The 26,185-nt window shown below is 73.9% G+C and carries 26 protein-coding genes; 10 read left to right on the plus strand and 16 right to left on the minus strand.

Features of this window, described 5'->3' with window-relative positions:
• Window positions 1-152: 152 nt before the first annotated feature.
• On the minus strand, window positions 153-1,439 hold the full coding sequence (locus ABD080_RS00365) for an alpha-L-fucosidase (RefSeq protein ID WP_343903271.1): 1,287 nt from the start codon (window positions 1,437-1,439) through the stop codon (window positions 153-155).
• 178 nt (window positions 1,440-1,617) lie between these two features.
• Between ABD080_RS00365 and ABD080_RS00370 the strand changes: the two genes are divergently transcribed.
• The 9 genes from ABD080_RS00370 to ABD080_RS00410 all read left to right on the plus strand — a co-directional run bounded on the left by ABD080_RS00370 (window position 1,618) and on the right by ABD080_RS00410 (window position 11,201).
• Window positions 1,618-2,292, plus strand: a complete 675-nt coding sequence (locus tag ABD080_RS00370) for a DUF624 domain-containing protein (RefSeq protein WP_343903272.1) — start codon at window positions 1,618-1,620, stop codon at window positions 2,290-2,292.
• Between the two features lie 72 nt (window positions 2,293-2,364).
• Window positions 2,365-3,510, plus strand: a complete 1,146-nt coding sequence (locus ABD080_RS00375; RefSeq protein WP_343903273.1) for a hypothetical protein — start codon at window positions 2,365-2,367, stop codon at window positions 3,508-3,510.
• On the plus strand, window positions 3,507-4,775 hold the full coding sequence (locus ABD080_RS00380) for a sensor histidine kinase (RefSeq protein ID WP_343903274.1): 1,269 nt from the start codon (window positions 3,507-3,509) through the stop codon (window positions 4,773-4,775). The genes ABD080_RS00375 and ABD080_RS00380 overlap by 4 nt, the downstream gene beginning before the upstream one ends.
• Window positions 4,772-5,461: a response regulator transcription factor gene (locus tag ABD080_RS00385; protein ID WP_343903275.1), complete on the plus strand. Its 690-nt coding sequence runs from the start codon at window positions 4,772-4,774 to the stop codon at window positions 5,459-5,461. The genes ABD080_RS00380 and ABD080_RS00385 overlap by 4 nt, the downstream gene beginning before the upstream one ends.
• 130 nt (window positions 5,462-5,591) lie before the next feature.
• A complete protein-coding gene (locus tag ABD080_RS00390) occupies window positions 5,592-7,082 on the plus strand; it encodes a malate:quinone oxidoreductase (RefSeq protein ID WP_343903276.1) in 1,491 nt (496 codons plus the stop codon).
• A gap of 45 nt (window positions 7,083-7,127) precedes the next feature.
• Window positions 7,128-7,913 carry a (Fe-S)-binding protein gene (locus tag ABD080_RS00395; RefSeq protein WP_343903277.1) on the plus strand — a complete coding sequence of 262 codons (786 nt, stop codon included), beginning with the start codon at window positions 7,128-7,130 and terminating at the stop codon, window positions 7,911-7,913.
• Window positions 7,910-9,493: a lactate utilization protein B gene (locus ABD080_RS00400; RefSeq protein WP_343903278.1), complete on the plus strand. Its 1,584-nt coding sequence runs from the start codon at window positions 7,910-7,912 to the stop codon at window positions 9,491-9,493. The genes ABD080_RS00395 and ABD080_RS00400 overlap by 4 nt, the downstream gene beginning before the upstream one ends.
• Window positions 9,490-10,269 (plus strand): LutC/YkgG family protein, encoded by a 780-nt coding sequence (locus ABD080_RS00405; RefSeq protein ID WP_343903279.1) that lies wholly within the window; start codon window positions 9,490-9,492, stop codon window positions 10,267-10,269. Before ABD080_RS00400 ends, ABD080_RS00405 begins: the two co-directional genes overlap by 4 nt.
• Window positions 10,266-11,201 carry an aldose 1-epimerase family protein gene (locus ABD080_RS00410; RefSeq protein WP_343903280.1) on the plus strand — a complete coding sequence of 312 codons (936 nt, stop codon included), beginning with the start codon at window positions 10,266-10,268 and terminating at the stop codon, window positions 11,199-11,201. The genes ABD080_RS00405 and ABD080_RS00410 overlap by 4 nt, the downstream gene beginning before the upstream one ends.
• A gap of 89 nt (window positions 11,202-11,290) precedes the next feature.
• On the opposite strand, the gene ABD080_RS00415 is transcribed toward ABD080_RS00410, so the two are convergent.
• The 15 genes from ABD080_RS00415 to ABD080_RS00485 all read right to left on the minus strand — a co-directional run bounded on the left by ABD080_RS00415 (window position 11,291) and on the right by ABD080_RS00485 (window position 25,538).
• Window positions 11,291-11,620 (minus strand): histone-like nucleoid-structuring protein Lsr2, encoded by a 330-nt coding sequence (locus ABD080_RS00415; protein ID WP_137771058.1) that lies wholly within the window; start codon window positions 11,618-11,620, stop codon window positions 11,291-11,293.
• 111 nt (window positions 11,621-11,731) lie between these two features.
• Entirely contained in the window at window positions 11,732-11,941 is a 210-nt protein-coding gene (locus tag ABD080_RS00420) for a hypothetical protein (protein ID WP_343903281.1), read from the minus strand.
• Between the two features lies 1 nt (window position 11,942).
• Entirely contained in the window at window positions 11,943-13,451 is a 1,509-nt protein-coding gene (lysS, locus tag ABD080_RS00425) for a lysine--tRNA ligase (RefSeq protein ID WP_343903282.1), read from the minus strand.
• Between the two features lie 43 nt (window positions 13,452-13,494).
• Window positions 13,495-14,355, minus strand: coding sequence for a pantoate--beta-alanine ligase (gene panC / locus ABD080_RS00430; RefSeq protein WP_343903283.1), 861 nt, complete (start codon window positions 14,353-14,355; stop codon window positions 13,495-13,497).
• Window positions 14,352-15,257 (minus strand): Rossmann-like and DUF2520 domain-containing protein, encoded by a 906-nt coding sequence (locus tag ABD080_RS00435; protein WP_343903284.1) that lies wholly within the window; start codon window positions 15,255-15,257, stop codon window positions 14,352-14,354. The genes panC and ABD080_RS00435 overlap by 4 nt, the downstream gene beginning before the upstream one ends.
• Window positions 15,254-16,843, minus strand: coding sequence for a PH domain-containing protein (locus ABD080_RS00440; protein ID WP_343903286.1), 1,590 nt, complete (start codon window positions 16,841-16,843; stop codon window positions 15,254-15,256). The genes ABD080_RS00435 and ABD080_RS00440 overlap by 4 nt, the downstream gene beginning before the upstream one ends.
• Window positions 16,840-17,439, minus strand: coding sequence for a PH domain-containing protein (locus ABD080_RS00445; protein WP_343903287.1), 600 nt, complete (start codon window positions 17,437-17,439; stop codon window positions 16,840-16,842). Before ABD080_RS00445 ends, ABD080_RS00440 begins: the two co-directional genes overlap by 4 nt.
• Window positions 17,440-17,530: 91 nt before the next feature.
• Window positions 17,531-18,037: a DUF3180 domain-containing protein gene (locus tag ABD080_RS00450; RefSeq protein ID WP_343903288.1), complete on the minus strand. Its 507-nt coding sequence runs from the start codon at window positions 18,035-18,037 to the stop codon at window positions 17,531-17,533.
• Window positions 18,034-18,933 (minus strand): 2-amino-4-hydroxy-6-hydroxymethyldihydropteridine diphosphokinase, encoded by a 900-nt coding sequence (gene folK, locus ABD080_RS00455; protein ID WP_343903289.1) that lies wholly within the window; start codon window positions 18,931-18,933, stop codon window positions 18,034-18,036. The genes ABD080_RS00450 and folK overlap by 4 nt, the downstream gene beginning before the upstream one ends.
• Entirely contained in the window at window positions 18,930-19,739 is an 810-nt protein-coding gene (gene folP, locus ABD080_RS00460) for a dihydropteroate synthase (protein ID WP_425546100.1), read from the minus strand. The genes folK and folP overlap by 4 nt, the downstream gene beginning before the upstream one ends.
• 69 nt (window positions 19,740-19,808) lie before the next feature.
• A complete protein-coding gene (folE, locus tag ABD080_RS00465) occupies window positions 19,809-20,372 on the minus strand; it encodes a GTP cyclohydrolase I FolE (protein WP_343903291.1) in 564 nt (187 codons plus the stop codon).
• Window position 20,373: 1 nt separating this feature from the next.
• The gene (ftsH, locus tag ABD080_RS00470) at window positions 20,374-22,449 is read right to left on the minus strand and encodes an ATP-dependent zinc metalloprotease FtsH (RefSeq protein ID WP_343903292.1); all 2,076 of its coding nucleotides are present in this window, start codon (window positions 22,447-22,449) and stop codon (window positions 20,374-20,376) included.
• Window position 22,450: 1 nt separating this feature from the next.
• Window positions 22,451-23,005 carry a hypoxanthine phosphoribosyltransferase gene (hpt, locus tag ABD080_RS00475; RefSeq protein ID WP_137771070.1) on the minus strand — a complete coding sequence of 185 codons (555 nt, stop codon included), beginning with the start codon at window positions 23,003-23,005 and terminating at the stop codon, window positions 22,451-22,453.
• Window positions 23,006-23,055: 50 nt separating this feature from the next.
• Complete coding sequence (tilS, locus tag ABD080_RS00480) at window positions 23,056-24,138, minus strand: tRNA lysidine(34) synthetase TilS (protein WP_343903293.1); 1,083 nt, start codon at window positions 24,136-24,138, stop codon at window positions 23,056-23,058.
• The gene (locus ABD080_RS00485) at window positions 24,138-25,538 is read right to left on the minus strand and encodes a D-alanyl-D-alanine carboxypeptidase/D-alanyl-D-alanine-endopeptidase (protein ID WP_343903294.1); all 1,401 of its coding nucleotides are present in this window, start codon (window positions 25,536-25,538) and stop codon (window positions 24,138-24,140) included. The genes tilS and ABD080_RS00485 overlap by 1 nt, the downstream gene beginning before the upstream one ends.
• A 67-nt stretch (window positions 25,539-25,605) precedes the next feature.
• Here ABD080_RS00485 and ABD080_RS00490 point away from each other — a divergent pair, with 67 nt between their 5' ends.
• Window positions 25,606-26,118: an inorganic diphosphatase gene (locus ABD080_RS00490; RefSeq protein WP_137771073.1), complete on the plus strand. Its 513-nt coding sequence runs from the start codon at window positions 25,606-25,608 to the stop codon at window positions 26,116-26,118.
• The last annotated feature ends 67 nt before the right edge of the window (window positions 26,119-26,185 follow it).

Below are 26,185 nucleotides of genomic sequence, written 5' to 3' on the forward strand. Positions count from 1 at the left end.
CGGGACTGTCGGGGTGAGATCAAGGACCATCATTCCTGTAAGAAGCCCGGATCACCCTCGACGCCATCGGTCAGTGATCGGGTCTCTGTCGATGCTGGACGAATGCAGCCAGCGCCGACCGCTCTACGGTCGCCCGCCGCCCCCGGCAGCGCTCACCGCGGCTCCTCGGTGCTCGCCCTCACCGCGCCCGTGAGGTCCGGGACGGGGGCGCCGGTCGCGTCGTGCACGAGGACGGTCTCGAGCACGGCGCCGCCCCCCTCGAGCTCGATGGTCAGCTCGTCGGCGTCGATCGCGCGATCGAGCCGGTGGATCCGCCGCACCCCCACCGTGCCGCCCTCGGCGAGGAGCGTGCCGTCCGCGCCGCGCAGCCGGTGCGCCCGCACCCGCTGGCCCTCGACGAGGCGCTCGCGGATCTCGACGTGGTCGAACCTCGTGCCCGCGGGAAGGTGCGCCCGCACGGTGCCCTCCTGCTGCTCGAGGGTCTCCGCGGGGACGGGGCGCCCGAACCGGGCCTCGAGGGCCTCGGCGAGCTCGGCGACGCGCGCGGCGTCCGCCGGGTCGATCCGGCCGCGACGGTCCGGAGGGATGTTCAGCAGCAGGTTCGCACCGAGACCGATCGAGCGGTCGTGGATCGCCAGCAGGTGCGGCAGCGACTTGGGCTCCTCCCCCTCCTGCCAGAACCATCCGGTGCGCAGGGACACGTCGCACTCGGGCGGCAGGTAGCGGGGTGCGGCGGTCTCGATCGTGTCCGCGTCGTAGTTGTTGAGGTCCGCGCTCGTGGTCACGTACTCGACAGGGTCCGAGGCGAGGCCGTCCTCGTTGCCGACCCAGCGGATCGTCGCCGGGCCCATGTTGAAGATCATCGCGCCCGGCTGGAGCTCCGCGGCGAGCGCCCCGATCGCCTCCCAGTCGTACTCCCTGCCGGCGGATCCGGCACCGTCGAACCACAGCTCGTGGAGCTCGCCGTACCCGGTGCACAGCTCGCGCAGCTGGGCGAGGTAGAGGGCGTCGTAGGCGGCGGGGTCGGCGTACTCGGGGGCGTGGCGGTCCCACGGGGAGAGGTAGAGGCCGAGCTTCAGGCCGTGGCGCGCGCAGGCGTCGGCCACCTCCCGGACCACGTCACCGTCGCCGTCCCTCCAGGGCGAGGAGGCGACGGAGTAGTCGGTCGTCGCGGTGGGCCAGAGGCAGAAGCCGTCGTGGTGCTTCGCGGTCAGCACCACGTACCGGGCGCCGAGGGAGGCCGCGGTGCCCACCCAGTCGTCGGCGTCGAGGTCGCTGGGGTCGAAGATCGCCGGGTCGAGGGTGCCGTCGCTCCACTCGAGGCCGGCGAAGGTGTTCACGCCGACGTGGAAGAAGACGCCGAGGCCGTCCTCCTGCCAGGCGAGCTGCGCGACGGTGGGGACGAGGGGCGCGGGGCCGGTGCGCTCGGGTGCAGACATGCCACCATCCCAGCAGAGATCGGGTCTCTGCGCCAGTTCCTCCCAGTTCCTCCCGCACGTTCCTGTCCGGCAGCGGAGTGACGCCAGCAGACATCGGGTCTCTGTCGGTAAACCTGAGGGGCCTTCTGGCAGCGGTCGACCGTCGCCCCACCCCGCGCGCACGGCTACCCTGAGCCGCATGGACGACTCCCGCCGCCCCTCCGGGCCCTCCGAGATCCCCTCGTGGGCGATGCGCATGAACGAGGCGATCGAGCGGGTGGCGGTCCTCGTCCTCATGAGCCTCACCTGGCTCGTGCTCACCGTCGCCGGCCTGGTCCTGCTGGGCATCGGTCCCGCGACCACCGCCGCCGCCGAGGTCGTGCTGGCCCTGCGCGAGGGCGAGCGGGCCCGGGTGCTGCCCCGCATGTGGCGCACGTTCCGGGAGGAGCTCGTGCGCGCGAACCTCCGGATGCTCCCCCTCCTGCTCGTGCAGGGCGGAGCGCTCATGCTGCTGTGGATCGCGACCGCGGGGCTCGCCGGCGGCCCGGGCGCCACGCTCGCGCTCGGCGTGGTCGCCGCGATCGCGGGTGCCTGGACCACCATCGCGCTCGCGGCGATCGCCGTCTCCCCGCGGGTGCGGCGCCAGGACCCGCTCGTGTGCTGGCGCCTCGTGCTGCTGCTCCCGGGCGCCCTCCCGCTGCGCGCCGTCGCACTCGTGCTCCTCGTGCTGCTGTGGAGCCTCGCCTGCTCATTGCTGTGGCCGCTGGCCCTGCTGCTGGGACCCGCGGTCGCGGTCGAGCTCGCGGTCGCGCTCCTGTCCCGTCGCATCAGGGAGCTGCTCGCGCAGATCGACGCGTCGACCGCCGCGGCCTGAGTCCCCCGCGCGGGGAGCGATCTCCCCCGCACGGGGGACATGGGCCGCGGGGGCGCCGGGAAGGCTCGACGCATGGACACCAGACCGGACCTCACCCGCCCCCACCTCGTCACCGGCGTCGCGCTCAGCGCGGCGGCGATCCTCGCGGTGCTCACCCTCGTCCTGTTCCCGGACGGCCCCCTGCCCCAGCCCACCCCGCGGACCTCCTTCCTCATCGCCCTCACGTCCCCGGCCCTCACCGCGGGCGCCGTGCTCCTCACGGCGACGCTCGGCGTGCTGAGCGGGGGTCTCGCCCTCGCCGGGCGCATGCCCCGCACGCTCCTCGCCGCGGTCGCCGCCCTGCACGTCCTCGTGATCGGCGTGGGCACCGCCTCGATGTCCACGCTCATGGTCGCCGGCTATCTCACCGCGCTCGCGGTGCCCGTCGCCGTGGTGCTTCTCATCGTGCAGGGGCTGCGCCGGAGGGGACCGGGCCGGATCGTCGCCGCGATCGCCGGCCTCGCCCTGGTCGCCGGCCTCGCCCTCCGCGGCGGGGTGATCCTCACCCTCGCCGGGGACCTCGGACCGAAGATGCTCGCCGGGATCCCGGACATGGTGCTCGCCCTGCTCCCCGTCCTGATCGGGGCGAGCTGGGCGGTCACGCTCGTCCTCGTCGCCCGCGGCACGGAGGCCGCGCGCCGCGCGACCACCTGGGTCACCGACCACCGCGTGCCGCTGACCGTGCTCGCCGCCGCCGGTCCGCTGCCCTACGCCGCCGCGCGCGCCACCTGGCTCACCCCTTGGCCGTTGTTCGCTCCCGACGCGGTGCAGCTCACCGCCGACATGCGCCTGTGGGGGATCCTGCTCGGTGCGGGCGGCCTGCTCGGCTCGCTGCTCACCCTGCTGCTGATCACCCCCTGGGCGCAGGTCTTCCCGCGCTGGATGCCCGGCGTCGCCGGGCGCCCCGTGCCGCTCGCCGCGGCCGTCGTCCCCGGCGGCCTCGTCGCCTCCCTGCTGTGCTTCGCGGCGGTCCCGACGCTGCACGGCGCGGCGATGATGGATCCGGCGCTCGTGCTCGAGTTCGCGCTGATCTTCCCGCTGTGGCTCTGGGGCCCGTCCCTCGCGCTCGCGGTCTGGGGCTTCACCGGTGAGCGGCTCGGCGCCGGGAGCTCCGCCCGGGAGGCCAGCGCCCGGATCACCCTCCCCTCGGCCCCGGGACAGGACAGGATGGGGGCGTGAGCTCCCTGCGACGCCTCGGGCGACGGACGGCGTGGCTGATGGCCGGTGCGGCCATCGGCCTCGCCGTCGTCCTGCTCGTCGCCGCGCTCGCCGTGCTCCTCGTGGGGATCGTCGCCGGGCCCCGTGCCGTGCTGGGCACCCCGACCCCGGCAGCCTTCGCGCTGTGCGCGATCGCGGCCGTGCTGATCGGCGCCCTGCTCGGTCTCGTGCCGGGGGTCCGCGAGCTCGAGGTGACCGGCGCCCGCGCCATGCTCGGCGCGCGCGGCGAGCTGATCGTCCCGGAGGCGCCGCGCGCCGGGCACCGGGTGCGCACCGTCGCCTTCGTGGTCCTGCACCAGCTGCTGGGGCTCGCGGTCGTGTCCCTGCTCGGCATGGTCCTCCCGGGCGGCGTCGCGGCCCTCGTGGAGGCGGTCACGGGCAGCGCGACCGGTGTCGGCCCGGCGCTCCCCCTCGACGGGGGCGGACGTGCCCTGCGGGTCCCGCTCGGGCTCGCCGAGGTCGCCCTGGGTCTCGGCGGCGCGTGGCCGCTGGGCCTCCTCGCCGCCGCTCTCGCACCGCCGCTGCTGGGCCCCACCCCGGCCGACCGCCTCGCCGCCGCCCAGGCGCGCGCGGACCGCGAGGAGGAGCACCGGCGGATCGCCCGCGACCTCCACGACGGGATCGGCCACGCCCTCACCGCGATCGGGATCCAGGCCGCCGCCGCGCGGCGCGTGGGCGCTGACGACCCCGCTCTCGTGGCGGGCGCCCTCGAGGCCGTCGAGAGCACGGCCCGGGAGGCGACCGCGGAGCTCGACGCCGTGCTGGCCGTCCTGCGGGAGGAGCGGGAGGCGCCCCCGCCCACGAGCCCGCCGCCCGCGCGCTCCCTCGACGCCCTCCTGGACCGGCACCGCCGCGCCGGCATGGAGCTGCGTGCGCAGGTGGACCTCCCCGCCGACGTCGCGCCGCTCGTCTCCCGCCATCTCGAGCGGATCCTCGCCGAGCTCCTCGCCAACGCCGCCCGCCACGGCGGCACCGGCCCCGTGGACGTGCACATCGGGCACTCGGACGCCGAGCTGCGCATCGAGGTCACCAATCCCCTGCCGCACTCCCGGCCGTCGCCCCCGGGGCGGCGGAGCGGCCACGGGCTGGACGGCCTCCGCGAGCGGGCGGGCCTGCTGGGCGGGAGCCTCGAGGCCGGCCCGGTCGACGGCCGCGGTGCGCCGGCCTGGCGCGCTGTCTCCCGCCTCCCCCTGCTGACCCGACCCGAGCATCGGAGCTCCTCATGACACCCGATCCGAGCACCGGCGGCACGCGCACGGGCGGGACCCCTCTCCTGCGCGTCCTCCTCGTGGACGACGAGCCGCTCGTCCGCCAGGGCCTGCGGCTGATCCTCGACGCGGAGGAGGACATCGACGTGGTCGGCGAGGCGGCCGACGGCGCCGAGGTCCCCGCGCTCGTGCGCTCCCGGCGCCCCGACCTCGTCTGCATGGACGTCCGCATGCCGGGGATCGACGGGATCCGCGCGACGGAGCTCGTGCTGCGCGAGCCCGACCCGCCGACGGTCCTCGTGGTGACCACCTTCGCCCACGACGACCACGTGGCCGACGCGCTGCTCGCGGGCGCCTCGGGCTTCCTCCTCAAGCGGGCGACGGCCGAGGAGATGGTGCAGGCGGTGCGCACCGTGGGACGCGGCACGAGCCTGCTGTTCCCGGACACCGTCCGCACGCTGCTGCGCCCGCGGGCCCGGGGCGCGCGCCGCGCGGGGCCCGCCCTGACCCCGCGCGAGCAGGAGGTGCTCGAGCTGCTCGCGCTCGGCATGAGCAATCCCGAGATCGCCGGGCACCTCGTGCTGGGGCTCGAGACGGTCCGCACCCACGTGGCCGCCGTGCTCACCAAGCTCGGCGCCCGCGACCGCACCCAGGCCGTCGTCACCGCCTACCGCAGCGGTCTCGTGGACCCCGGGCCGGGGTGAGCGTGCGGAGCATGCACAGGCCAGGGGGGATACGCTGGGACGCGGCCGCCCGGCAGGCGCGCCCGCACCCCGCGGCGATGCGGGGGCCGTGCGTCGCCGGGAGCACACGAACCAGCTGGAACGGAGAGACATGGCTGACCTCAGGGTGGACGTGACCCGCGCGGACGCGGTGCTGATCGGTGGGGGCATCGCGAGCGCGACCCTCGCGGCGATGATCAGCGAGCTCGAGCCCGGCTGGGACGTGCAGGTGATCGAGAAGCTCGACGACATCGGCCTCGAGTCGAGCGACGGCTGGAACAACGCCGGCACCGGCCACAGCGCGCTGTGCGAGCTCAACTACACGCCGCAGGACGTCGACGGCTCGGTGAGCCCCGCCAAGGCCATCACGATCAACGAGCAGTTCCAGGTGAGCCGCCAGTTCTGGGCGCACCTCGTGGAGAACGACCGCATCGGCGACCCCGGCGCGTTCATCCACTCCGTGCCCCACATGAGCTTCGTCCACGGGATCGACAGCGTGGACTACCTGCGCCGCCGCCACGAGGCGCTCACGGCGAACCCCCTGTTCGACCGGATGCGCTTCACGACCGAGCACGCGCAGCTCTCCGAGTGGGCGCCGCTGGTCGCGCAGGAGCGGCCCGTCACCGAGACCGTCGCCGCGACCTGGTCGCCGGACGGCACCGACGTCGACTTCGGCGCGCTGACCGGCCTGCTGCTCGAGCACGCGCGCCGCGTCGGCACGACCGTCAGCACCGGCTGGGAGGTCGTGGACCTGCGTCGCATGGGCACGGACTGGGGCGTCATGTCGCGCTCCACGAGCACCGGCGAGACCCGGGTCGTGCGCACCCCGTTCGTGTTCGTCGGTGCGGGCGGCGCCGCCCTGCCGCTGCTGCAGAAGGCCGGGATCCCCGAGATCGACGGATTCGGCGGCTTCCCGATCTCCGGGCAGTGGCTGCGCTGCACCAACCCCGAGGTCATCGCCCAGCACGACGCGAAGGTCTACGGGAAGGCCGCCGTCGGCGCCCCGCCGATGAGCGTCCCCCACCTCGACACCCGGTACATCGACGGCGAGCGCTCGCTCATGTTCGGCCCGTACGCCGGCTGGTCGCCGAAGTTCCTCAAGACCGGCAGCTACACCGACCTCTTCGCCTCGATCACCCCGAAGAACGTCACCCGCATGATGGCCGTGGCGCCGCCGAACATCGACCTCATGACCTACCTCGCCTCGCAGCTCGCCGCGACCTCGAAGCAGCGCTTCGCGGCGCTCGAGGAGTACATGCCCTCCGCGCGCCCCGAGGACTGGGAGCAGATCACCGCCGGTCAGCGCGTCCAGGTCATCGCCCCGGACAAGGACAAGCACGGGGTTCTGCAGTTCGGCACCCAGGTGATCACCGCGGCGGACGGCTCGATCGGCGGCATGCTCGGCGCCTCGCCCGGCGCCTCGACCGCGACGGATATCATGATCCGCCTGCTCACGCGCATGTTCCCCGAGCGCCAGGACGCCTGGCGCCCGATCATCTCGCGGATGGTGCCCAGCTGGGGCACCTCGCTCTCCTCGGACGCCGACGCCGCGCACGCCTCCCTCGAGCGCACCGCCGCGGCCCTCGGCCTCACCCACGACTGACCACCAGGCGGCCCTCCCGGGGCCGCGGACCCGGGAGGGATCCGAATGCGCATCTCGCTGATGACCACCTGTCTGGTGGACGTGATGGCGCCCGACGTCGCCGCGTCGACCGTGCGCCTGCTCGAGCGGCTCGGCCACGAGGTGGTCTTCGACCGCCGACAGACCTGCTGCGGGCAGATGCACACGAACACCGGCTACTACACGGAGGCCGCCCCCGTGGTGCGGCAGTTCGTGGACACCTTCGAGCCCGCCCTCGACGAGGTCGACGCGATCGTCATGCCCTCGGGATCCTGCGCCGGCTGCGTCCGTGACCAGCACGCGCTCGTCGCCCGCCACGAGGGGGACAGCGAGCTCGAGGAGCGCGCCGGCCGGGTGGCCGCGAAGACCTACGAGCTCTCCGAGCTGCTCGTGGACGTGCTCAAGGTGACCGACGTCGGCGCCTACTTCCCGCACACCGTCACCTACCACCCCACGTGCCACTCGATGCGCGTGCTCAAGGTGGGGCCGCGCCCGCTGAAGCTCCTGCGGGCCGTCGAGGGCATCGAGGTGGTGAACCTCCCGGAGTCGGACACCTGCTGCGGCTTCGGCGGGACGTTCTCGGTGAAGAACGACGCGACCTCCGACGCGATGGTCACCGACAAGGCCGCGAACGTGGTGCGCACGGGCGCGGACTTCGTCGTCGCCGGCGACGCCTCGTGCCTCATGAACATCGGCGGGAAGCTGCACCGCACGGGCGCGGCGCCCAAGCCCGTGCACCTCGCGCAGATCCTCGCCTCGACCCGCGAGGAGCCGTTCGTGCCCTCGGAGACGATCCTCGGGAGGGCCTCATGAGCGCGACCGTGAACCTCGGCATGCCGGCGGTGCGCCCGCAGCACGCCTCCCCCTCCTCGACGCTGCGCGGGACCCGCGGGTTCCCCACCGCCGCCCGCGAGGAGCTGACGGACGAGGTCCTGCGCGGCAACCTCCGCCATGCGACGACGACCATCCAGGCCAAGCGCGCCGGCGTGGTGCGCGAGGTGCGCGACTGGCAGAAGCTCCGCAACGCCGGCAGCGCCCTGAAGTGGCAGGTCACCGATCACCTCCCGGAGCTGCTCGAGCAGCTCGAGGCCTCCGTGACCGCGGCCGGCGGCACCGTGCACTGGGCGCGGGACGCCGAGGAGGCCGGCGAGATCGTCACCTCCCTCGCGATCGAGCGCGGCGCCCGCGAGATCCTCAAGGTCAAGTCGATGGCCACGCAGGAGATCGCGCTGAACGAGACCCTCGAGCACGCGGGCATCCGCGCGATCGAGACGGACCTCGCCGAGCTCATCGTCCAGCTCGCCGGGGACACCCCGAGCCACATCCTGGTCCCCGCGATCCACCGCAACCGCGCGCAGATCCGCGAGATCTTCCTCGAGTCGATGCCGGACCTCGACCCCTCGATCACCGACGACCCCGCCGAGCTCGCCGGCGCGGCCCGCCGCTACCTGCGCGAGAAGTTCCTGGACTCCCCCGGCTCCGTCGCGGTCTCCGGCGCGAACTTCGCCGTCGCGGACACCGGCACCCTCGTGGTCGTGGAGTCCGAGGGCAACGGCCGCATGTGCCTGACCCTCCCGCGCACCCTCATCTCCGTGGTGGGGATCGAGAAGGTCGTGCCGAGCTTCCAGGACCTCGAGGTGTTCCTCCAGCTCCTGCCGCGCTCCTCGACCGGGGAGCGGATGAACCCGTACACGACCCTCTTCACGGGCGTGCGCGAGGGCGACGGCCCGCAGGAGTTCCACCTGGTGCTGCTCGACAACGGCCGCTCCGCAGTGCTCGAGGACCCGGACGGCCGCTCCGCGCTGCACTGCATCCGCTGCTCCGCCTGCCTGAACGTGTGCCCCGTGTACGCGCGCGCCGGCGGCCACGCGTACGGCTCGACCTACCCGGGCCCGATCGGGGCGATCCTCTCCCCGCAGATGACCGGGGTGCAGGACAAGGACGACCCCTCCGCGACCCTGCCGTACGCCTCGAGCCTGTGCGGGGCGTGCTACGACGTGTGCCCGGTGAAGATCGACATCCCCGCGGTCCTCGTGCACCTCCGCGCGAAGGACGTCGACCGTCGTCGCGGCACCCGCGGCGAGTTCCACGGCGCCTGGGACGTGTCGATGAAGGGCGCGAGCCGGCTCATGTCCTCCCCCCGCGCCTACGACATCGCCGTGCGCTCCGCGGGCACGCTCGCGAAGGTGATGCCGGGCAAGAACATCGGCACGCTGCCCCATGCGCTGCCGATCGTCCCGGGCTGGACCGACCACCGCGACCTGCCCAAGCCCGGGCCGTCCTTCCGCTCCTGGTGGGACCAGCACGAGAAGGAGCGTGCCGCGGGCTCCTCGTCGGGAACGGGCGCCGCACCGGCGACGAGCGGCGACGAGCAGCAGGAGGGCCAGGCATGAGCACGAGGCCCGCCGCCCGTCCCGTCCACACCCCGGGGCTGAGCGCCAAGGAGGAGATCATGGCGCGGCTCCGCGCCGCCCTCGACGTCCCCCGCCGCGACGCGGTCACCGAGGCGGCCGACGTCCCCCGCGACTACCAGCGGGCCGACGACCGCCAGGAGGTCTCCACGGACCCCGCCAAGGTGCGCGACGTGCTCGCCCAGCGCATCGCGGACTACCGCGCGACCGTGCACCGCACGACGCCCTCGCAGCTCCCGGCCGCGATCGCCGAGGCGCTCGACGGCGCCGGGTCGGTGATCGTCCCGCCCGGCGTCCCCGAGGACTGGACCTCCGAGGTCACCGCGGCCGTGCAGGTCGACGACGGCACCCCCGGCCCCCGCGAGCTCGACGTGATCGACGCGGTCCTCACCGGCTGCCACACGGCGATCGCGGTGACCGGCACGCTCGTGCTGCGCTCCGACGACCTCTCCGGACGCCGGGCGCTGACCCTCGTCCCGGACCGCCACGTGGTCGTGGTGCAGGCCGACCAGGTGGTGCTCGGCGTGCCCAAGGGCATCGAGCGCATGGGCGAGGACCCCTCCTCCCCCTGGACCCTGATCTCCGGGCCGAGCGCCACGAGCGACATCGAGCTCGAGCGCGTCGAGGGTGTGCACGGCCCCCGGCAGCTGCACGTCGTCCTCGTCGACCCCGAGCCGGAGCCCGAGCCGGAGCCCGAGCCCGACTCCTCCGCCCCGGGCGACACCCCCGCCCCGACATCCCAGGAGACCTCCCGATGACCGTCCCCTCCCCCGCGACCCGCGACCGCGGCGCGCTGCTCGCCCTCGCCGCCGGGCCCTACCGGGCCGAGGTCTCGACCGTGGGCGCGACCCTCGAGTCGCTCACCGTCGACGGCCGCGACCTGCTGGTCCGCAGCCCCGAGCAGGGTCCCATGGCCCACTACCGCGGGGCGATCGTCGCGCCGTGGCCCAACCGCATCGGGGACGGCGCCTACACCTGGGACGGCCAGGAGCTGCAGACCCCGATCACGGAGGTCGAGCGGGGCAATGCCCTCCACGGCCTGGTCTCCTTCCAGGAGTTCGCGGTCGCCGAGGCCGGGGAGGACGAGCTCGTGCTGCGCACCGAGCTGTTCCCCACCCCCGGCTACCCCTTCCACCTGCTGCTCACGGTGCGCTACGCGCTGCACGAGGGCACGGGGCTGACGACCACCGTCACCGCCCGCAACCTCGGCGCCGCGGACGCCCCCTACGGCGTGTGCCCCCACCCGTACCTGGTGGCGGGGCCGGAGCCGCTGGACACGTGGACCCTGCAGGTGGGTGCGGCGACCGTGCTCACGGTGACCGAGGACCGCCTGCTGCCCACCGGCACCGTCCCGGTCGCCCCGGGCTCCGACTTCGACTTCTCGTCGCCGCGCGTGATCGGCGACCTCTTCATCGACCATGCGTTCACGGATCTCGCGCGGGACGAGGACGGCCGGCTGAGCGTCACCATCACCGCCCCGGGCGGCACGGGCGTGGAGCTCAGCGCGGGCGAGGAGTGCCCGTGGCTGCAGCTGCACACCGGGGACCGGCCCGAGCCGGAGAACCACCGGCTGGGCCTCGCGACCGAGCCGATGACCTGCCCGCCGGACGCCTTCCGCTCCGGCACCGACGTGGTGCGGCTGCGTCCGGAGGCGGAGCACACCGCGGCCTGGTCGATCCGCGGCTGGTGACCGCCCGTCGCTGAGCGGCGCACCGCACGACGAGCTCGGGCCCGTCACCCCCGGAGGGTGACGGGCCCGAGCTCTCGGATCACCGCGGATCAGTCGCGGTGGGCCTCCTCGTAGGCGGAGCGCAGCGAGGCGGCGACGCGGCCGCGATCGGGCACCTCGTAGCCGTTCTCGCGGGCCCACTCGCGGATGCGGGCGGAGTCGCCGGAGGAGGCGGCGCGGCCGGCGCGGGTGGTCGAACGGCGACCGCCCACGCGGCGGGCCTTCGCGGTCCACTCGCCGATGTCCTCGCGCAGCTTCGCGGCGTTCTCCTCGGAGAGGTCGATCTCGTAGGAGACGCCGTCGAGCGAGAAGCTCACCGTCTGCTCCGCCGTCGAGCCGTCGATGTCGTCGACGAGCTCCACATAGGTCTTCCGGGCCATGTCGGTACCTCCTAGGTACACGTTGTTCTCCGACTTCCTGAGAAGTGGAGGTCGATGGGCGTGCACCATTATGTGCGCGGTGGCCGGATATTCACAACCGCCGCGCCGAATTCAGGAGGAATTCCGTGCCGTTCCGGTTCCCTCCGCCGCATCCGGATCGTCGATTCCGTGACGGAGCCGGTATTCCTTCTCCGCCGCCTTCTCGGCGTCGCGCTCATTCTTGTCCGAGCGCAGCAGCGAGCGCATCACGAACCAGAACACGAGGCCCACGCCGACCGGCGGGAGCAGCGAGCCCGCCTCGTACCAGAATCCGCTGTCCATCTCAGGCCCCCGGCTTCACGAGCGGGAAGAGGATCGTCTCGCGGATGCCGAGGCCGGTGATCGCCATGAGCAGGCGGTCGATGCCCATCCCCATGCCGCCCGTCGGCGGCAGGGCGTACTCCATCGCCTCGAGGAAGTCCTCGTCCAGGAGCATCGCCTCGTCATCGCCCTGCGCGGCGAGGCGCGCCTGCTGCTCGAAGCGCTCACGCTGGATGACGGGGTCCACGAGCTCGGAGTAGCCGGTGCCGAGCTCGAAGCCCCGCACGTAGAGGTCCCACTTCTCGACGACCCCGGGGGTGTCGCGGTGGGCGCGCACGAGCGGGCTCGTCTCGACCGGGAAGTCCCGCACGAAGGTCGGAGCATGGAGGTGGTCCCCCACACGGTGCTCGAAGAGCTCCTCGACGAGCTTCCCGTGCCCGAACTTCGGATGGTCGAGATCGAGATCGAGGGAGCGGGCGATCGCGCGCAGCTCCTCGACGGTGGTCTCCGTGGTGATCTCCTGGCCGAGGGATTCCGAGAGGGAGCCGTAGACGGTGATCTTCTCCCATTGGCCGGAGAGGTCGTATTCGGTGCCGTCGGCGAGCGTGACGACCTGGGATCCGGTGACCGCCTCCGCGGCCTCCTGCACGAGCTGCTGCGTCAGCTCGCCGATCGTGTCGTAGTCCCCGTACGCCTGATATGCCTCGAGCATCGAGAACTCCGGGGAATGGGTGGAATCCGCGCCCTCGTTGCGGAAGTTCCGGTTGATCTCGAAGACGCGGTCGAGGCCGCCCACGGCCGCGCGCTTGAGGAAGAGCTCAGGCGCGATCCGCAGGTAGAGGTCGAGGTCGAAGGCGTTCATGTGGGTGACGAACGGCCGTGCCGCGGCACCCGAGGGGATCACCTGCAGCATCGGCGTCTCGACCTCGACGAACTCGCGGCGGTCGAAGGAGCTGCGCAGCGAGCGCATGAGGCCGGCGCGCTGGCGCACCGTGTCCCGCGCCTGCTGGCGCACGATGAGGTCCACGTACCGGTGGCGCACGCGGGACTCCTCGGAGAGGTCCGCGTGGAGCACCGGGAGCGGGCGCACGGCCTTCGCGGCCATCCGCCAGGCATCGGCGAAGATGCTCAGCTCGCCGCGGCGGGAGGCGCCCACGCGGCCGTGGAAGAACACGTGGTCGCCGAGATCGACGTCCGCCTTGTACTGGGAGAGGCGCTCCTCGCCCACCTCGGCGAGGCTCAGCATGATCTGCACGCGCTCGCCCGTGCCGTCCTGGACGGTCGCGAAGCACAGCTTGCCGGTGTTGCGCTGGAAGACGATGCGGCCGGCGATGCCCACCTCGACCTGCGTCTCCTGCCCGGCCTCGAGGTCGCCGTGCTCGGCGCGGACCGCCGCGATCGTGGTGGTGACCGGCACGGAGACCGGGTAGGCCTCCTCGCCGCGGTCGAGAAGCCGCTCCCGCTTGGAGCGGCGCACCGCCATCTGGTCGGAGGTGTCCGGCTGCTCGGCGGCGGGGGTCTCGTTGCTCATGGACGCGATTGTCCCACGACTACCCCGGACGGGGCCCGTGAGCTCAGGGTGCTGTCAGCGACACCACGGCCGCGTCGAGCAGACGCGTGCCCTCGACCCGGGCGGCGAGCACCACGAGGGCCTCCCCACGGTGCTCCGGGGTGATCGGGTCGAGGGTCGCGGGGTCCACGGCGAGCGCATAGGCCCACTCCGCCTCGTCCGACGCGAGCGCGTCGTCGAGGGTCCCGAGGACGGCGCCGACGGAGGGCGCGGCCTCCCGGGCCGCCGTGATCGTTCGGGAGAGCACGAGGGCGCGGTCGCGCCCCGCGTCCGAGAGGTAGGTGTTGCGGCTCGAGCGTGCGAGGCCCGAGGGCTCCCGCTGGATCTCCACGGGCTCGATCCGCACCGGGAGGTCGAGGTCGGCGACGAGGCGGGTGAGGATCGCGAGCTGCTGGGCGTCCTTGCGGCCGAACACGGCGACATCGGGCGCGGCGAGGGTCAGCAGCTTCGTCACGACGGTGACGACCCCGTCGAAGTGCCCGGGCCGGGCGGCGCCCTCGAGGAGCGTCCCGGCGCGCCCGGCGCTCACCGAGACGGTCGGCGGGAGCACCGGGTACATCTCCTCGGCCGAGGGCGCGAGGACGAGGTCAACGAGCCCGTCGACGGCGGCGAGGTCCGCGTCGAGGTCCCGCGGATAGGCCTCGTAGTCCTCCCCCGGGCCGAACTGGAGAGGGTTGACGAAGTCGCTGAGGATCACGTGGTCCGCGACCTCGCGCGCACGGGCGACGAGCGCGAGGTGGCCGTCATGGAGGGCGCCCATCGTCGGGACCAGCGCGACGGTCCCCGGCAGGGCGGCGCGGGCCTCGCGGAGGGCCGCCTTCGTGGTGACGAGGGCGGTGGTGCGGTCGGGGCCGGGGCGGGTCATGCGTCCTCCGTGTCGGGGTCCTCGAGCAGGGCGCGGATCCGCTGCTCCGTGAGGGAGGGTAGTCCTGCGCGGTCCAGGGCCGCGCGCGCGAGGGCGCGGTAGGTGGCGGAGGTGTCCGCGGGATCACCGGGCAGGGCGGTCGCGTCGAGATCGTCGAGCGCGCCGAGGTGCGAGGCGACGGTGCCCGCGTCCCCGCGCACCACCGGTCCCGTGAGCGCGGCGGAGCCGTGCCGCAGGGCGTTGTCCAGGGCGGCCTCGAGCAGGGGCCGCAGCAGATGCCCGGGCTCCTCGATCCCGATCCGCGCGAGCGCCTCGCGGGCCTGGTCCACGAGGACGACGAGGTGGTTCGCGCCGTGCGCGAGGGCCGCGTGGTAGAGCGCGCGGTCCCCCTCGGGCAGCACGAGCCCCTCCCCGCCGAGCTCGACGACGAGCGCCGCGGCGATCGGCGCGAAGAGCTCGCTCGCCGTGATCGCCATGGGGCAGCCGAGCAGTCGCGGCAGGTCGTCGCGGGTGCCGGTGAAGGTCATGGCGGGGTGGATCGCGAGCGTCGCGCAGCCGGCCTCGGCGAGCGGGGCGAGCACCTCGGTCCCGTAGCGGCCGGAGGTGTGCGCGACCAGCTGACCGCCGGGCGCGAGCCCCGTCGCGGCGATGCCCGCGGCGAGCGGGCCGAGCTGGTCGTCGGGCACGGCGAGCAGCAGCATCTCGCTGCGCTCGACGATCGCGGGCACGTCGAGCAGCGGCACCCCGGGCAGGAGCTCCGCCGCCCGCTCCCGGGAGGCGTCGGAGACGGCGTAGGCGCCGGTGACCGCGTGGCCCTCCGCGCGCAGCGCCGCACCGAGCACGGCGCCCACGCGGCCCGCGCCGATGATCCCGATGCCGAGCCGGGGCGCGTCGGCGGTCATCGCGCCTCCCCCGCTCCGGTCGCGGCGGCGGGCTCGGACGTCCCGCGGGAGGCCGGTGCGGCCGCGGCCAGCGGCGGGACGGGCCAGCCGTCGCGATCGGTGTAGCGGCGGGCGGTCGCGGCGTCGAGGGCCAGGGCGGCGTGCAGCGCGAGGGCGTCGGCCCGCGGCAGGGCGTCGAGCGCGACCGTGTGGCCGGCGACGGCGACGGAGAGGTCCAGGGTCCCGAGCCGGCGGGCGAGCGGGCCGTCCCCCACGGAGATCTCCTGGACGCGGTCGCGGGGGACGATCTGCACCCGGCGGGCGAGGAGACCGCTGCGGCGCACCACGGCGCCGGGGAGCAGGACGGTGACGACGGTGCGCCGGTCGTACCACTGCAGGGGGTGCGGCGCGCGCAGGCCGGGCAGCTCCCGGGCGGGCACGGTGAGCAGCTGCTCGAGCGCGGCGAGGTCGTCGTCGGTCCCGAGCGGCGGGGCGAGATGGCCGATCGTCGACGCGAGCTCGTCCGGGGTGCCCACGGGGAGCACGCTGCGCGCGCCGCTGTCCTCGTCCTCGTCGATGCCGGCGACGGTGACGGTCACGGCGGTCCAGCGCGGGGCGCGCCACAGCAGCGGCCGGCGCAGCTCGAGGCGCTGGATGCGGCCCGGGGCGATCGTGTCCGCCCGGGTGTTCGCGAGGCCGCGGCGCATCCGCAGCCCGGAGTCGGAGACGCGGGAGACGAACCCCCAGCCGCTCTCGATGCGGCCGAACACGTAGCGCGGGACCGCGATCACGGCGGGGAGCAGCGGCACGAGGATCGCGATCGACAGCCCCTCCTGCCAGATCGCGAGCGCGATGGTCACACCCAGGCCGATGACGCTCGCGGCGAGGCCCAGCAGGAAGGAGCTGTCACGCAGCAGGGAGCGGACCAGGCGCTCCGTGGGGATCTCGGCGATCAGCTCGCCGTCGGTGACGCCGTCGTGCAGGATCTCCCGGGCCCTCGCGGCGAGGTCCGGCTCCTCCGCCGGGCGGTCCGCGGGCCCGGTCACTGCCGCGGTCCCCGACGTCGCCGCGACCGCGGGTCCGGTCGTGTCCGCGGGGCCGCCGTCGGCCGGCGGCCCGACCACGGCGGCGGGCGCGGTCCCGGCCGCGACCTCGAGGATCCGCCGGCGCAGGTCCTCCGCCTCCGCGGAGCGCACGTAGGCGATGTCGAGGTAGGAGTCCCCGCCGCCCGCGACCTCGATGCGCACCTTCGCGAGGCCCAGGAGACGCGCGAGCAGAGGACGCTCGAGGGAGACGGACTCGATCCGGGCGCGAGGCGCGAACTGGCGGGTCCGGTTCAGCAGACCGCTGCGCAGCACGACGCCCTCGGCGTCCACCCCGTAGCTCGTGGCCCACCACGACAGCGCCGAGATCACGACGCCGACCACCACCGCGATCGCGAGGACCCCCAGGCCGATCAGCAGCCGCCGCACGGTGAAGTCCCCCACGAGCGCGGCGAGGTTCTGCGCGGTGAGGACCGCGACCGCACCGACCACGATCCGCCAGCCGGTGACCAGCGGGGTCAGCGGATGGGTGCGACGATGTCCGGACGGGAGCGCGGGGCTCACAGCGCCGCCATCCGGTCCACGCCGCGCTCCGCGAGGAGGGCACGCAGACGCTCCGCCTCGTCCCGCGGGAGGCCGGGCAGCGAGGGCGCCTCGTCGGAGGCGCCGGTCGTGAGCTCGAGGGTCGCGAGGCCGTAGCGGCGCTCGATCGGTCCCTCGCCGATCGTCACGGACTGCACCCGGCCGTAGGGGACCGTCGAGATCGTGCGGAACATGATCCCGCGCGCGATCACGAGCTCCTGCTCGCCGTCGAGATAGCCGATCGCCCGCACCCGGCGCGGGGTGAGCAGCAGCGACTGGACGATCACGGCGAGGGGCACGACGGCGACCGCGGCGATCCACCACCAGGAGGTGACCGCCGCGAGCACGACGGCACCGACGGCCAGGGCGAGGGCGATCACGTACCCCGGGATCGCCGCCAGGTAGCGGGCGGGGACGAGCGACGGCGACACCGGGCGCAGTCCGTCGACGCCGAGCAGCCGCTCGTCGCGGATCGTCGGGGCGGGATCGTGCCCGGCGACGGTCTCGTGCGGGGCGCTGTGCTCGTCCGGTGCGGTGGGCTCGTGCGGCGCGGTGGGCTCGTCGGGCGAGGAGGTCATGAGGACATCGTGTCACCGATGCCGTGGCACGGGCCTCCCCGGAGGTCGACGGACGGTCCGACGGACGTCGTCCCTCGCCCGGGCGCGCGGCTCAGGACCCGACCTGCGCCCGCTCCCCGCCCTCGCCGTCCTGCGGGGGCAGCGTGCCCCAGCGCTCCACGACGACGCCGAGCACGCCCAGGGCGGTGCCCGCGAGGGCCGCGGCGGTGCTCGGCACCACCGCGCTCCACAGTTCGCCGGTGCCGGTGATCAGGAGGAACAGCGCCTGCCCGGAGAACAGCCCGCCGACGATCGCGCCCGTGTAGGCGCAGGCCCGGGCGATCAGCACCGTGCGGTAGGCGGTGGGCAGGTCGATCTGGTGACGGCGCGGGGCGACCGTGGGGTGCTCGTCGCGTTCCCGGCTCTCCGCCATGTAGCGCCGCAGCGGGAGACCGTGCACGAGGAGCACGCCGATGAGAGCGAGCTCGACGACCGTGGTGAGCCAGCCCGTGACGGGGACGCTGCGGCCGCGGGCCGCCATGACGTCGAGGACCTGCGCGCCGAGGCCGGTGCCGATCAGCCAGATCAGCACCAGCAGCGGGATGCTCAGCGGCTTCACGAGCGCGCGTATCCCGGGATCGCGGGACCGGGGCGCAGTCCGTCCCGGTCGGGGGCGGCCGCGGCGAGCGCGGCGACCTCGCCGTGCCCGGGCAGCAGGGCCCCGGGACGGGCGAGCCGCCACGGCTCCAGGACGAAGGCGCGCTCGTGGGCGCGCGGGTGCGGGAGGGTGAGCTCCTCGTCCTCGCTCGTGTGCGCGCCGTAGGCGATGACGTCGACGTCGAGCGTGCGCGGGCCCCAGCGCACGAGGCGCTCGCGACGGGCGTCCTGCTCGAGGCGCTGGCACTGCGCGAGCAGCGCGAAGGGCGACAGCACGGTGCGCACGCCGATCACGGCGTTGAGGAAGGCGTCCTGCTCGACCCCGCCCACCGGGTCCGTCTCGACCACCGGGGAGGTCCAGTCCACCTCGACACCGGGCGTGCGGTCCAGGAGCGCGAGCGCCCGCGCGAGATGCCCCTCGCGGTCCCCGAGGTTGGTGCCCGCGGCGAGCACCGCGTCGACGGGCTCGGCGTCGCGGACGATCCGCAGCCGCACGTCGTCCACGGGCAGGCCGACGGGCGCCGCGGGCTTGTGCACGGCCACCTCGATGCGGCGCACGAGCGGGTCGCCGATCGTCCCCAGGACGCGGGCGGCGAGGCGCTCGGCGAGGGTCTCGACGAGCGCGACGGGCTCGCCCTCGATCTCCTCACGGGCGATCCGCGCGACCTCGGCGTAGTTCACGGTCCGCTCGAGACGGTCGCCGCGGCCGGCGGCGGCGGTGTCCACGTGCAGAGCGACGTCCACGACGAACTGCTGGCCGAGCTCGGTCTCCTCGGCGAGCACGCCGTGGCGGCCCCAGGCGCGGATCCCGGCGACCTCGATGCGGTCACGGGCGGGCTCGGTCGCGGCGAGGCTCATGCGCGTTCCTCCTGTCGGGTCCCCCGGGCATGACGCAGGCGGTCGCCGACCCGCACCGCGGCGAGGTTCGCGGGCACCTCGTGCACGCGCACGGCCCAGGCGCCGCGCTCCGCGCTGTAGGCGCTGATCGCGGCCGTCGCCGCGTCCCGGTCCACGTCGAGAGCCCCCACGAAGCGCTTGCGGGAGGCCCCGATGAGCACGGGCAGGCCGTGGGAGGCGATCGCGTCCCAGTGCGCGAGCAGCTCCCAGTTCTGGTCACCGGTCTTGGAGAATCCGAGCCCCGGGTCCGCGACGAGGAAGTCGTCCTCGAGGCCGGCGGCGCGCAGCGCCCCGAGGCGGGCATCGAGCTCGGCGGCGCTCTGCGCGGCGACGTCCTCGTAGACGGCGAGGTCGTTCATGACGTCGCTGTGGCCGCGCCAGTGCATCGCGATGAACACCGGCGGGGTGCCCAGGCGGGTGCGCAGGCCCGCGGCGATGGTGCCCATGTCGCGGTCCGCGGAGCCCGCGGAGACGTCGTTGACGATGAGTGCGCCGGCCTCGACGGAGGCCGCGGCGACGGAGGAGCGCATGGTGTCCACGCTCAGGGTGACCCCCTCGGCGGCGAGGGCGGCGACCACGGGGACCACGCGCCGCAGCTCCTCCTGCTCGTCGACGCGGGGAGCGCCCGGGCGGGTGGACTCGCCGCCCACGTCGATGATGTCCGCACCCTGCTCGAGCAGCAGCCGGGCGTGGGCGACGGCCTCCTCGTAGCGGTCGTGGTGGCCGCCGTCGGAGAAGGAGTCGGGGGTGACGTTGAGGACGCCCATGACGAGGGTGCGGTCCTCCCCCAGCGACGCGGGCAGCCCCCGGGGTCGACGCACCGGCGTGCCCACGGCTCAGCCCCGCTGGATGAGGCTCATGGCCTCGGCGCGGGTCGCGCCGTCGCGCAGCTGACCGCGCACGGCGCTGGTCACGGTGCGGGCGCCCTCGGCGCGAACGCCGCGCATGGACATGCACTGGTGCTCCGCCTCGATGACGACGATCGCGCCGGCCGCGCCGAGCTCCTCCATGAGGGCCTCCGCGATCTGGGTCGTGATCCGCTCCTGCACCTGCGGGCGCCGCGCGTACACGTGGACGAGACGGGCGAGCTTGCTCAGCCCCGTCACACGGCCGTTCCCCGGGATGTAGCCCACGTGGGCGACGCCGTGGAACGGCAGCAGGTGGTGCTCGCACAGGGAGTGGAATCGGATGTCCCGCACCAGCACGAGCTCCTGGTGGTCGATCTCGAAGGTCGTGGACAGCGGCTCGTGCGCGTCCTTGTCGAGACCCTCGAAGACCTCCGCGTACATGCGCGCCACCCGCGCCGGGGTGTCGCGCAGCCCGTCGCGGTCGGGGTCCTCCCCGATGCCCGCGAGGATCTCGCGGACACCGGCGGCGACGCGGTCCAGGTCGACCGGCATCTCAGTACCCCGTCCCGTCGGTCTGCCCCGGGGCGCCGGGGATCCCGGGGCCGTCGCCGCCCGGGTGGGGCAGCTCGGGGGCGCCCGGCTGCAGCGGCTCGCCGGCGTCGTGGGACTCGGTGCCCGTGCCGGTCGTGCTCACGCCGACGCTCGGCGGGGCGAGGGCGGGACGGTCGGTGTCCGACTGCCACACCTCGCGCCGCGGGTGCTTGCGGACATCCGCGAAGATCGCGGCGAGGTCGTGCTCGTTGAGGGTCTCCTTCTCGAGGAGCTCCTCGACGAGCCGGTCCAGCACGTCGCGGTTCTCCGAGATGACGGCCCAGGCCTCGTCGAGGGCGTTGTCGAGCAGGGCGCGGACCTCCTGGTCCACGATGCTCGCCGTCTCCGCACTGTAGGCGGGGCCCTGCCCCTGCTGCATGCCCACGAAGACCTCGTCCTGGTCGCCGGAGAGGGCGACCTGACCGATCTTCCCGCTCATGCCGAGCTGCGTGACCATCGTGCGCGCGATCTTCGTCGCGTTCTGCAGGTCGGAGCTGGGGCCGGTGGTGACGTCGTGGAAGATGCTCTCCTCGACGGCGTAGCCGCCCATGGCGTAGGCCAGGCGGTCCAGCAGCTCGTTGCGGGACTGGTAGTTGCGGTCCTGGGTGGGGACCACCATCGTGTAGCCGCCCGCGCGGCCGCGCGGCAGGATCGTCACCTTGGTGACCGGGGCGGAGTTGTTCATGGCCGCCGCCACGAGCGCGTGGCCGCCCTCGTGGTACGCGGTCATCTGGCGCTCGCGCTCGGACATGACCTTGGAGTACCGCTGCGGGCCCATGGACACGCGGTCGATCGCCTCGTCCAGCGCCCGGTTGTCGATGATCTGGTTGCCCGAGCGGGCCGTGAGCAGAGCGGCCTCGTTGAGCACGTTCGCGAGATCCGCGCCGGACATGCCGATCGTGCGCCGGGCGACGGCCTCGAGGTCGACGTCGTGCGCGAGCGGCTTGCCCTTGGCGTGCACGGTGAGGATGTGCAGGCGGCCCTTGAGATCGGGCGCCTCGACCGCGATCTGGCGGTCGAAGCGGCCCGGGCGCAGCAGCGCCGGGTCGAGGATGTCCACGCGGTTGGTGGCGGCGATGAGGATGACGTTCTGGTTCTCGTCGAAGCCGTCCATCTCGACGAGCATCTGGTTCAGCGTCTGCTCGCGCTCGTCGTGGCCGCCGCCCATGCCGGCTCCGCGATGGCGGCCCACGGCGTCGATCTCGTCGATGAAGATGATCGCGGGGGCGTTCTCCTTCGCCGTCGAGAAGAGGTCGCGCACGCGGCTCGCGCCGACGCCCACGAACATCTCCACGAAGTCGGAGCCGGAGATCGAGTAGAAGGGGACGTTCGCCTCGCCGGCCACGGCCCGCGCGAGGAGCGTCTTGCCGGTGCCGGGAGGGCCGTACAGGAGCACGCCCTTGGGGATCTTGGCGCCCACGGCCTGGTACTTGCCCGGGTCCACGAGGAACTGCTTGATCTCGTCGAGCTCCTCGACGGCCTCCTCGGCGCCCGCGACGTCCGCGAAGGTGACCTTCGGGGACTCCTTGTTGAACAGCTTCGCCTTGGACTTGCCGAACTGCATCGCCCGGCCGCCGCCGCCCTGGGCGTTCATGATGAGGAACCAGAACAAGCCGATGAAGATCAGCAGCGGCAGGAAGGACACCAGGAGGGTGGACCACCAGGAGCTGGTGGCGATCTCGTCGGTGTAGCCCTTCTCGGGGTCCGCGGCGGTCACGGCGGAGACGACGTCGTCCGCGCGGGCGGTGACGTAGGAGAACTGGACCTTCTTGCCCTTGTCCTCGTCCCCGTCCTTGTAGTTCTCGGTGAGCACGAGGTCGACGCGCTGCTGGTTGCCGTCGATGATCTTCGCCTGCTCGACGGTGCCGCCCTCGAGCAGCGCGAGACCCTGCTCGGTGTCGACCTGCTGGTAGCCGTCCCGACCGAGGAAGGTGAACAGGACCATGCCGGCCAGCAGCGCCACCACCACCCAGATCGCGATGGAGGTGAACGGGCGCTTGCGCCGCCCGGACCGGGAGGTGGTGGGGTCGTTCGCCATGTCAGCCCTCGTAGACCGAGCGCTTGAGGACGCCCACGTAGGGGAGGTTCCGGTAGGTCTCCGCGTAGTCGAGCCCGTAGCCGATGACGAACTCGTTGGGGATGTCGAAGCCGAGGTAGCGCACGTCGATCTCGACCTTCGCGGCGTCCGGCTTGCGCAGCAGGGTCGCGATCTCGACGGACTTCGGGCCGCGCGAGCGCAGGTTCGCGAGGAGCCACTTCAGCGTGAGCCCCGAGTCGATGATGTCCTCGACGATGAGCACGTGGCGGTTCGAGATGTCCGCGCCGAGGTCCTTGAGGATGCGGACGACGCCGGAGGACTTGGTGCCCGATCCGTACGACGAGACGGCCATCCAGTCCATCTCGACGCTGAGGTCCGTCGCGCGGGCGAGGTCGGCCATGACCATGACGGCGCCCTTGAGCACGCCCACCATGATCGGGGGCTCGTCCGCGTAGTCCTCGGCGATCTGCCGGCCGAGCTCGGCGAGCCGATCGGCGATCTGCTGCTCGGTCAGCAGCACGCGATCGACGTCGGGGTGGATGTGCGTCTGGGGCACGCGGGTCTCCTCCGTGGGTGCGTGGGTGCGGTCGCCGCGGCTCGAGGTCCTCAGGGGTCACCCCTTCGCCATACCAGCATTCCGTCGCGACGAGCGACCTCGATCCTACCTGGAAGGGGCACCGCTGCCTGACCGTGCCATGAGACGGCCAGGGAGTCCGCGGCGAGCACCTGCCGGCGCAGCAGCGACTTGCCCGAGGAGGTGCCCGCGGCGGCCGCCGCACGGCGCGAGGCGTCGCGCAGCACGCGGGTGCGCAGCGGGGCCGGGGCGGCGGCGAGGGCGTGCACGTCCAGCAGCAGCAGGTCCCGCTCCTCCCGGAGCTCGCCGCCGTCGCGGGTGAGCGCCGCGAGCAGCTCCTCGGCCTCGGCGTCGAGATGGTCGGCGTCGGGGCGCACGAGCTCGGCGGTGCGGGCGAGGTTCTCGTCGATCTGCTCGCCGAGCAGCTCGCGCAGCAGCGGGAGCGCACGATGGCGCACTCGGGCGCGCAGCAGGGACTCGTCCGCGTTCATCGGGTCCTCCCACCACTCGAGCTCGTGCACGCGGCAGATCTCCTCGGTGTCCGCGCGGCGCAGCCAGGTGCTCTCGTCGCGGCCGCTGCCGAGGAAGGGTCGGAGGATCGCTCCGCGGCGGCGCGGGATCCCGGCGAGGGCGCGGGGCCCAGCGCCTCGGGCGAGGCCCATGAGCACCTGCTCGGCCTGGTCGTCGAGGGTGTGGCCGAGCAGCAGCGCGAGCGCGCCGCGCTCCTCGACGAGGCGGTCGAGGGCCTCGTGGCGGGCGGTGCGCGCGGCGGCCTCGACGCCGCCGCCGCTCGTGAGGTCCACGTCGACGCGCAGCACGATCGCCTCCGCGCCGAGGTCCTCCGCCTGGACCCGCGCCCGCTCGGCGACGCCGGCGGAGCCGTCCTGGAGGCCGTGGTCGACGATCGCGGCGAGGGTCCCGAGCCCCATGCGGCGCCCCACCCACACCGTGGTGGCGAGCAGGGCGAGGGAGTCCGCCCCGCCGCTGAGCCCCACGACGAGGGTCGGGGTGTAGCGGGCGGCGTCGGTGTCGTCGGCGAGCTGCTCGATCCGCTCGGTGAGCGCGAGCCGCACGGCCGTGCGGGCGCGGGCGACGACGGGCGGCGGTCCGGCCATCACTCGCCCTGGACGAGCTCGGCGGCGACGGCGTCCGCCGCGGCGCGGGCCTCCGCGGCGCGCGAGCCGTCGAAGCCGTGGACGACGATCGAGTAGCCGACGGTCCGGCCGTCGGGGAGGACGGCGGTCCCCGCGAGCGCCGAGGACCCGCCCAGGTAGCCGGTCTTGCCCCGCACCAGGCCGCGGGCGGTGCTCGCCTCCCCCTCGGAGAACCGCTCGGCGAGGGTCCCGGAGAGCCCGGCGATCGGCACGTCGTAGAGGATCGGGGTGAGGGCCGGCACGCCGCCCGAGGCGACCTCGCCGAGCACGGCGGCGAGCAGGGCGGGCGGGACCCGGTTCTGGGTCGAGAGGCCCGAGGCGTCGCGGATCACGAGGTCGTCGAGGTCTCTCGAGGGCACGCCGACCTCGGCCGCCAGCTCGCGCACCCCGTCGGTGAGGGCGGCCGCGGCCCCCTCGGGCGTGGTCGGCTCGCCGCGGGCGGCGGCGAGCAGGTGCCCGAGCAGCTCGGCGGTCGTGTTGTCGGAGATCTGCAGGGTGTGGCGGACGATCTCGGAGAGCGGCGCGGACTCGACCTCGACCGCGGCGGCGCCCTCCGGGGCGGCTCCCTCGGAGACGGCCCCCTCCACGTCCACCCCCTGCTCCCGCAGCAGCTCGGCGAAGCGGGAGGCGACGTCCCCGACGGGATCGGAGGACTTCGGCCCGTACTCCTCCCCGTCGAGCCAGCCCTCGTCCAGGGCCATCGCGGCGGTCGGGGTGACCCAGCCGCCGGCGGTGCCGTTGCTCCCCCACGCGGGGTTCTGCCCGCCCTGGATCGCGGAGGTGTCCACGGCGAGCCGGACCGTGGCGCTCCCCTGCTCCCGGGCGAGCTCCGCGGCGCCCTTCGCGAGGGTGCGGAGGTCGCCGTCGTCGAGCGTCATGTCACCCTCGCCCTGCAGCACGACCGTGCCGTCGCTCACGAGTGCCCGTGTGGTCAGGGTCTCCCCGGGGTCCACCTCGCTCAGCAGGGCGGCGGCGGTGAGCAGCTTGAGGGTCGAGGCGGGGACCCGGGCCGTCCCGGCATCGCGCTCGGCGATCACGTCGCCGGTCCCGGCGTCCACGACGCTGTAGGCGAGGTTCCCGTCCACCACGGGGTCGGAGGAGTGCTCCTCCATGCGGGAGGCCAGGTCGGCGGCGGTTTCCGGGTCCACGCTCGGCGCGACCTCACCGCTCGGGGCGGGCACGGTGACGCGCTCGTCGTCCTCGGCGGCGGCGCGCGGGCCGGCCTCCTGCCCGCTCTCGGAGGAGACGGTCGTGAGGACCCCGGGGAAGGCGTCGGCGAGGTCGCCCACCACGTAGAAGCTCAGCGGGACGGCCGCGCACAGCGCGATCGCCGTGTTCCGCCATATGCGCTCGGAGACCATTCCCCCACGATAGAGTGTCGAGGTCAGTACGAGAGCCCGCTGGGCCAGGAGCAATGGAGCGGCAGTCGTGGAATTCGACGTGACCATCGAGATCCCCCGGGGGAACCGCAACAAGTACGAGGTGGATCACCACAACGGTCGCATCCGGCTGGACCGGATGCTGTTCACCGCCACCCGCTATCCCGATGACTACGGGTTCATCGAGGGCACCCTCGGTGAGGACGGCGACCCGCTGGACTGCTTGGTCCTGCTCGAGGAGCCGACCTTCCCGGGCTGCCTGATCCGCTGCCGTGCGCTGGGCATGTTCCGCATGCGCGACGAGGCCGGCGGCGACGACAAGATCGTGGCCGTGCCCGTCGGCGACCGGCGTCAGGTGCGTCGTCAGGAGCTCACGGACGTCTCCGAGTTCCACCGCCTGGAGATCCAGCACTTCTTCGAGGTCTACAAGGACCTCGAGCCGGGCAAGAGCGTCGAGGGCGCCCACTGGGAGGGCCGTTCGGACGCCGAGGCCGAGATCCGTCGCTCCTACGAGCGCGCCGTCGGCACCGAGCACGAGAACGAGTTCACCCGCGTCGACTGAGCGCGGCGCGTCCGGGGCACGGCCCCGACCGAGCGGAAGGGCCCCGGATCCTGTGATCCGGGGCCCT

The organism is Brachybacterium rhamnosum (assembly GCF_039526185.1).
In the GTDB taxonomy this organism is placed as follows: Bacteria; Actinomycetota; Actinomycetes; order Actinomycetales; family Dermabacteraceae; genus Brachybacterium; species Brachybacterium rhamnosum.

Bases quoted from the DNA above. Each gene is read 5' to 3' on its own strand.
- ABD080_RS00365 (WP_343903271.1), bottom strand. From the start codon at position 1,439: ATGTCTGCACCCGAGCGCACCGGCCCCGCGCCCCTCGTCCCCACCGTC.
- ABD080_RS00370 (WP_343903272.1), top strand. From the start codon at position 1,618: ATGGACGACTCCCGCCGCCCCTCCGGGCCCTCCGAGATCCCCTCGTGG.
- ABD080_RS00375 (WP_343903273.1), top strand. From the start codon at position 2,365: ATGGACACCAGACCGGACCTCACCCGCCCCCACCTCGTCACCGGCGTC.
- ABD080_RS00385 (WP_343903275.1), top strand. From the start codon at position 4,772: ATGACACCCGATCCGAGCACCGGCGGCACGCGCACGGGCGGGACCCCT.
- ABD080_RS00390 (WP_343903276.1), top strand. From the start codon at position 5,592: ATGGCTGACCTCAGGGTGGACGTGACCCGCGCGGACGCGGTGCTGATC.
- ABD080_RS00395 (WP_343903277.1), top strand. From the start codon at position 7,128: ATGCGCATCTCGCTGATGACCACCTGTCTGGTGGACGTGATGGCGCCC.
- ABD080_RS00400 (WP_343903278.1), top strand. From the start codon at position 7,910: ATGAGCGCGACCGTGAACCTCGGCATGCCGGCGGTGCGCCCGCAGCAC.
- ABD080_RS00405 (WP_343903279.1), top strand. From the start codon at position 9,490: ATGAGCACGAGGCCCGCCGCCCGTCCCGTCCACACCCCGGGGCTGAGC.
- ABD080_RS00410 (WP_343903280.1), top strand. From the start codon at position 10,266: ATGACCGTCCCCTCCCCCGCGACCCGCGACCGCGGCGCGCTGCTCGCC.
- ABD080_RS00415 (WP_137771058.1), bottom strand. From the start codon at position 11,620: ATGGCCCGGAAGACCTATGTGGAGCTCGTCGACGACATCGACGGCTCG.
- ABD080_RS00420 (WP_343903281.1), bottom strand. From the start codon at position 11,941: ATGGACAGCGGATTCTGGTACGAGGCGGGCTCGCTGCTCCCGCCGGTC.
- lysS (WP_343903282.1), bottom strand. From the start codon at position 13,451: ATGAGCAACGAGACCCCCGCCGCCGAGCAGCCGGACACCTCCGACCAG.
- panC (WP_343903283.1), bottom strand. From the start codon at position 14,355: ATGACCCGCCCCGGCCCCGACCGCACCACCGCCCTCGTCACCACGAAG.
- ABD080_RS00435 (WP_343903284.1), bottom strand. From the start codon at position 15,257: ATGACCGCCGACGCGCCCCGGCTCGGCATCGGGATCATCGGCGCGGGC.
- ABD080_RS00445 (WP_343903287.1), bottom strand. From the start codon at position 17,439: ATGACCTCCTCGCCCGACGAGCCCACCGCGCCGCACGAGCCCACCGCA.
- folK (WP_343903289.1), bottom strand. From the start codon at position 18,933: ATGAGCCTCGCCGCGACCGAGCCCGCCCGTGACCGCATCGAGGTCGCC.
- folP (WP_425546100.1), bottom strand. From the start codon at position 19,739: ATGGGCGTCCTCAACGTCACCCCCGACTCCTTCTCCGACGGCGGCCAC.
- folE (WP_343903291.1), bottom strand. From the start codon at position 20,372: ATGCCGGTCGACCTGGACCGCGTCGCCGCCGGTGTCCGCGAGATCCTC.
- ftsH (WP_343903292.1), bottom strand. From the start codon at position 22,449: ATGGCGAACGACCCCACCACCTCCCGGTCCGGGCGGCGCAAGCGCCCG.
- tilS (WP_343903293.1), bottom strand. From the start codon at position 24,138: ATGGCCGGACCGCCGCCCGTCGTCGCCCGCGCCCGCACGGCCGTGCGG.
- ABD080_RS00485 (WP_343903294.1), bottom strand. From the start codon at position 25,538: ATGGTCTCCGAGCGCATATGGCGGAACACGGCGATCGCGCTGTGCGCG.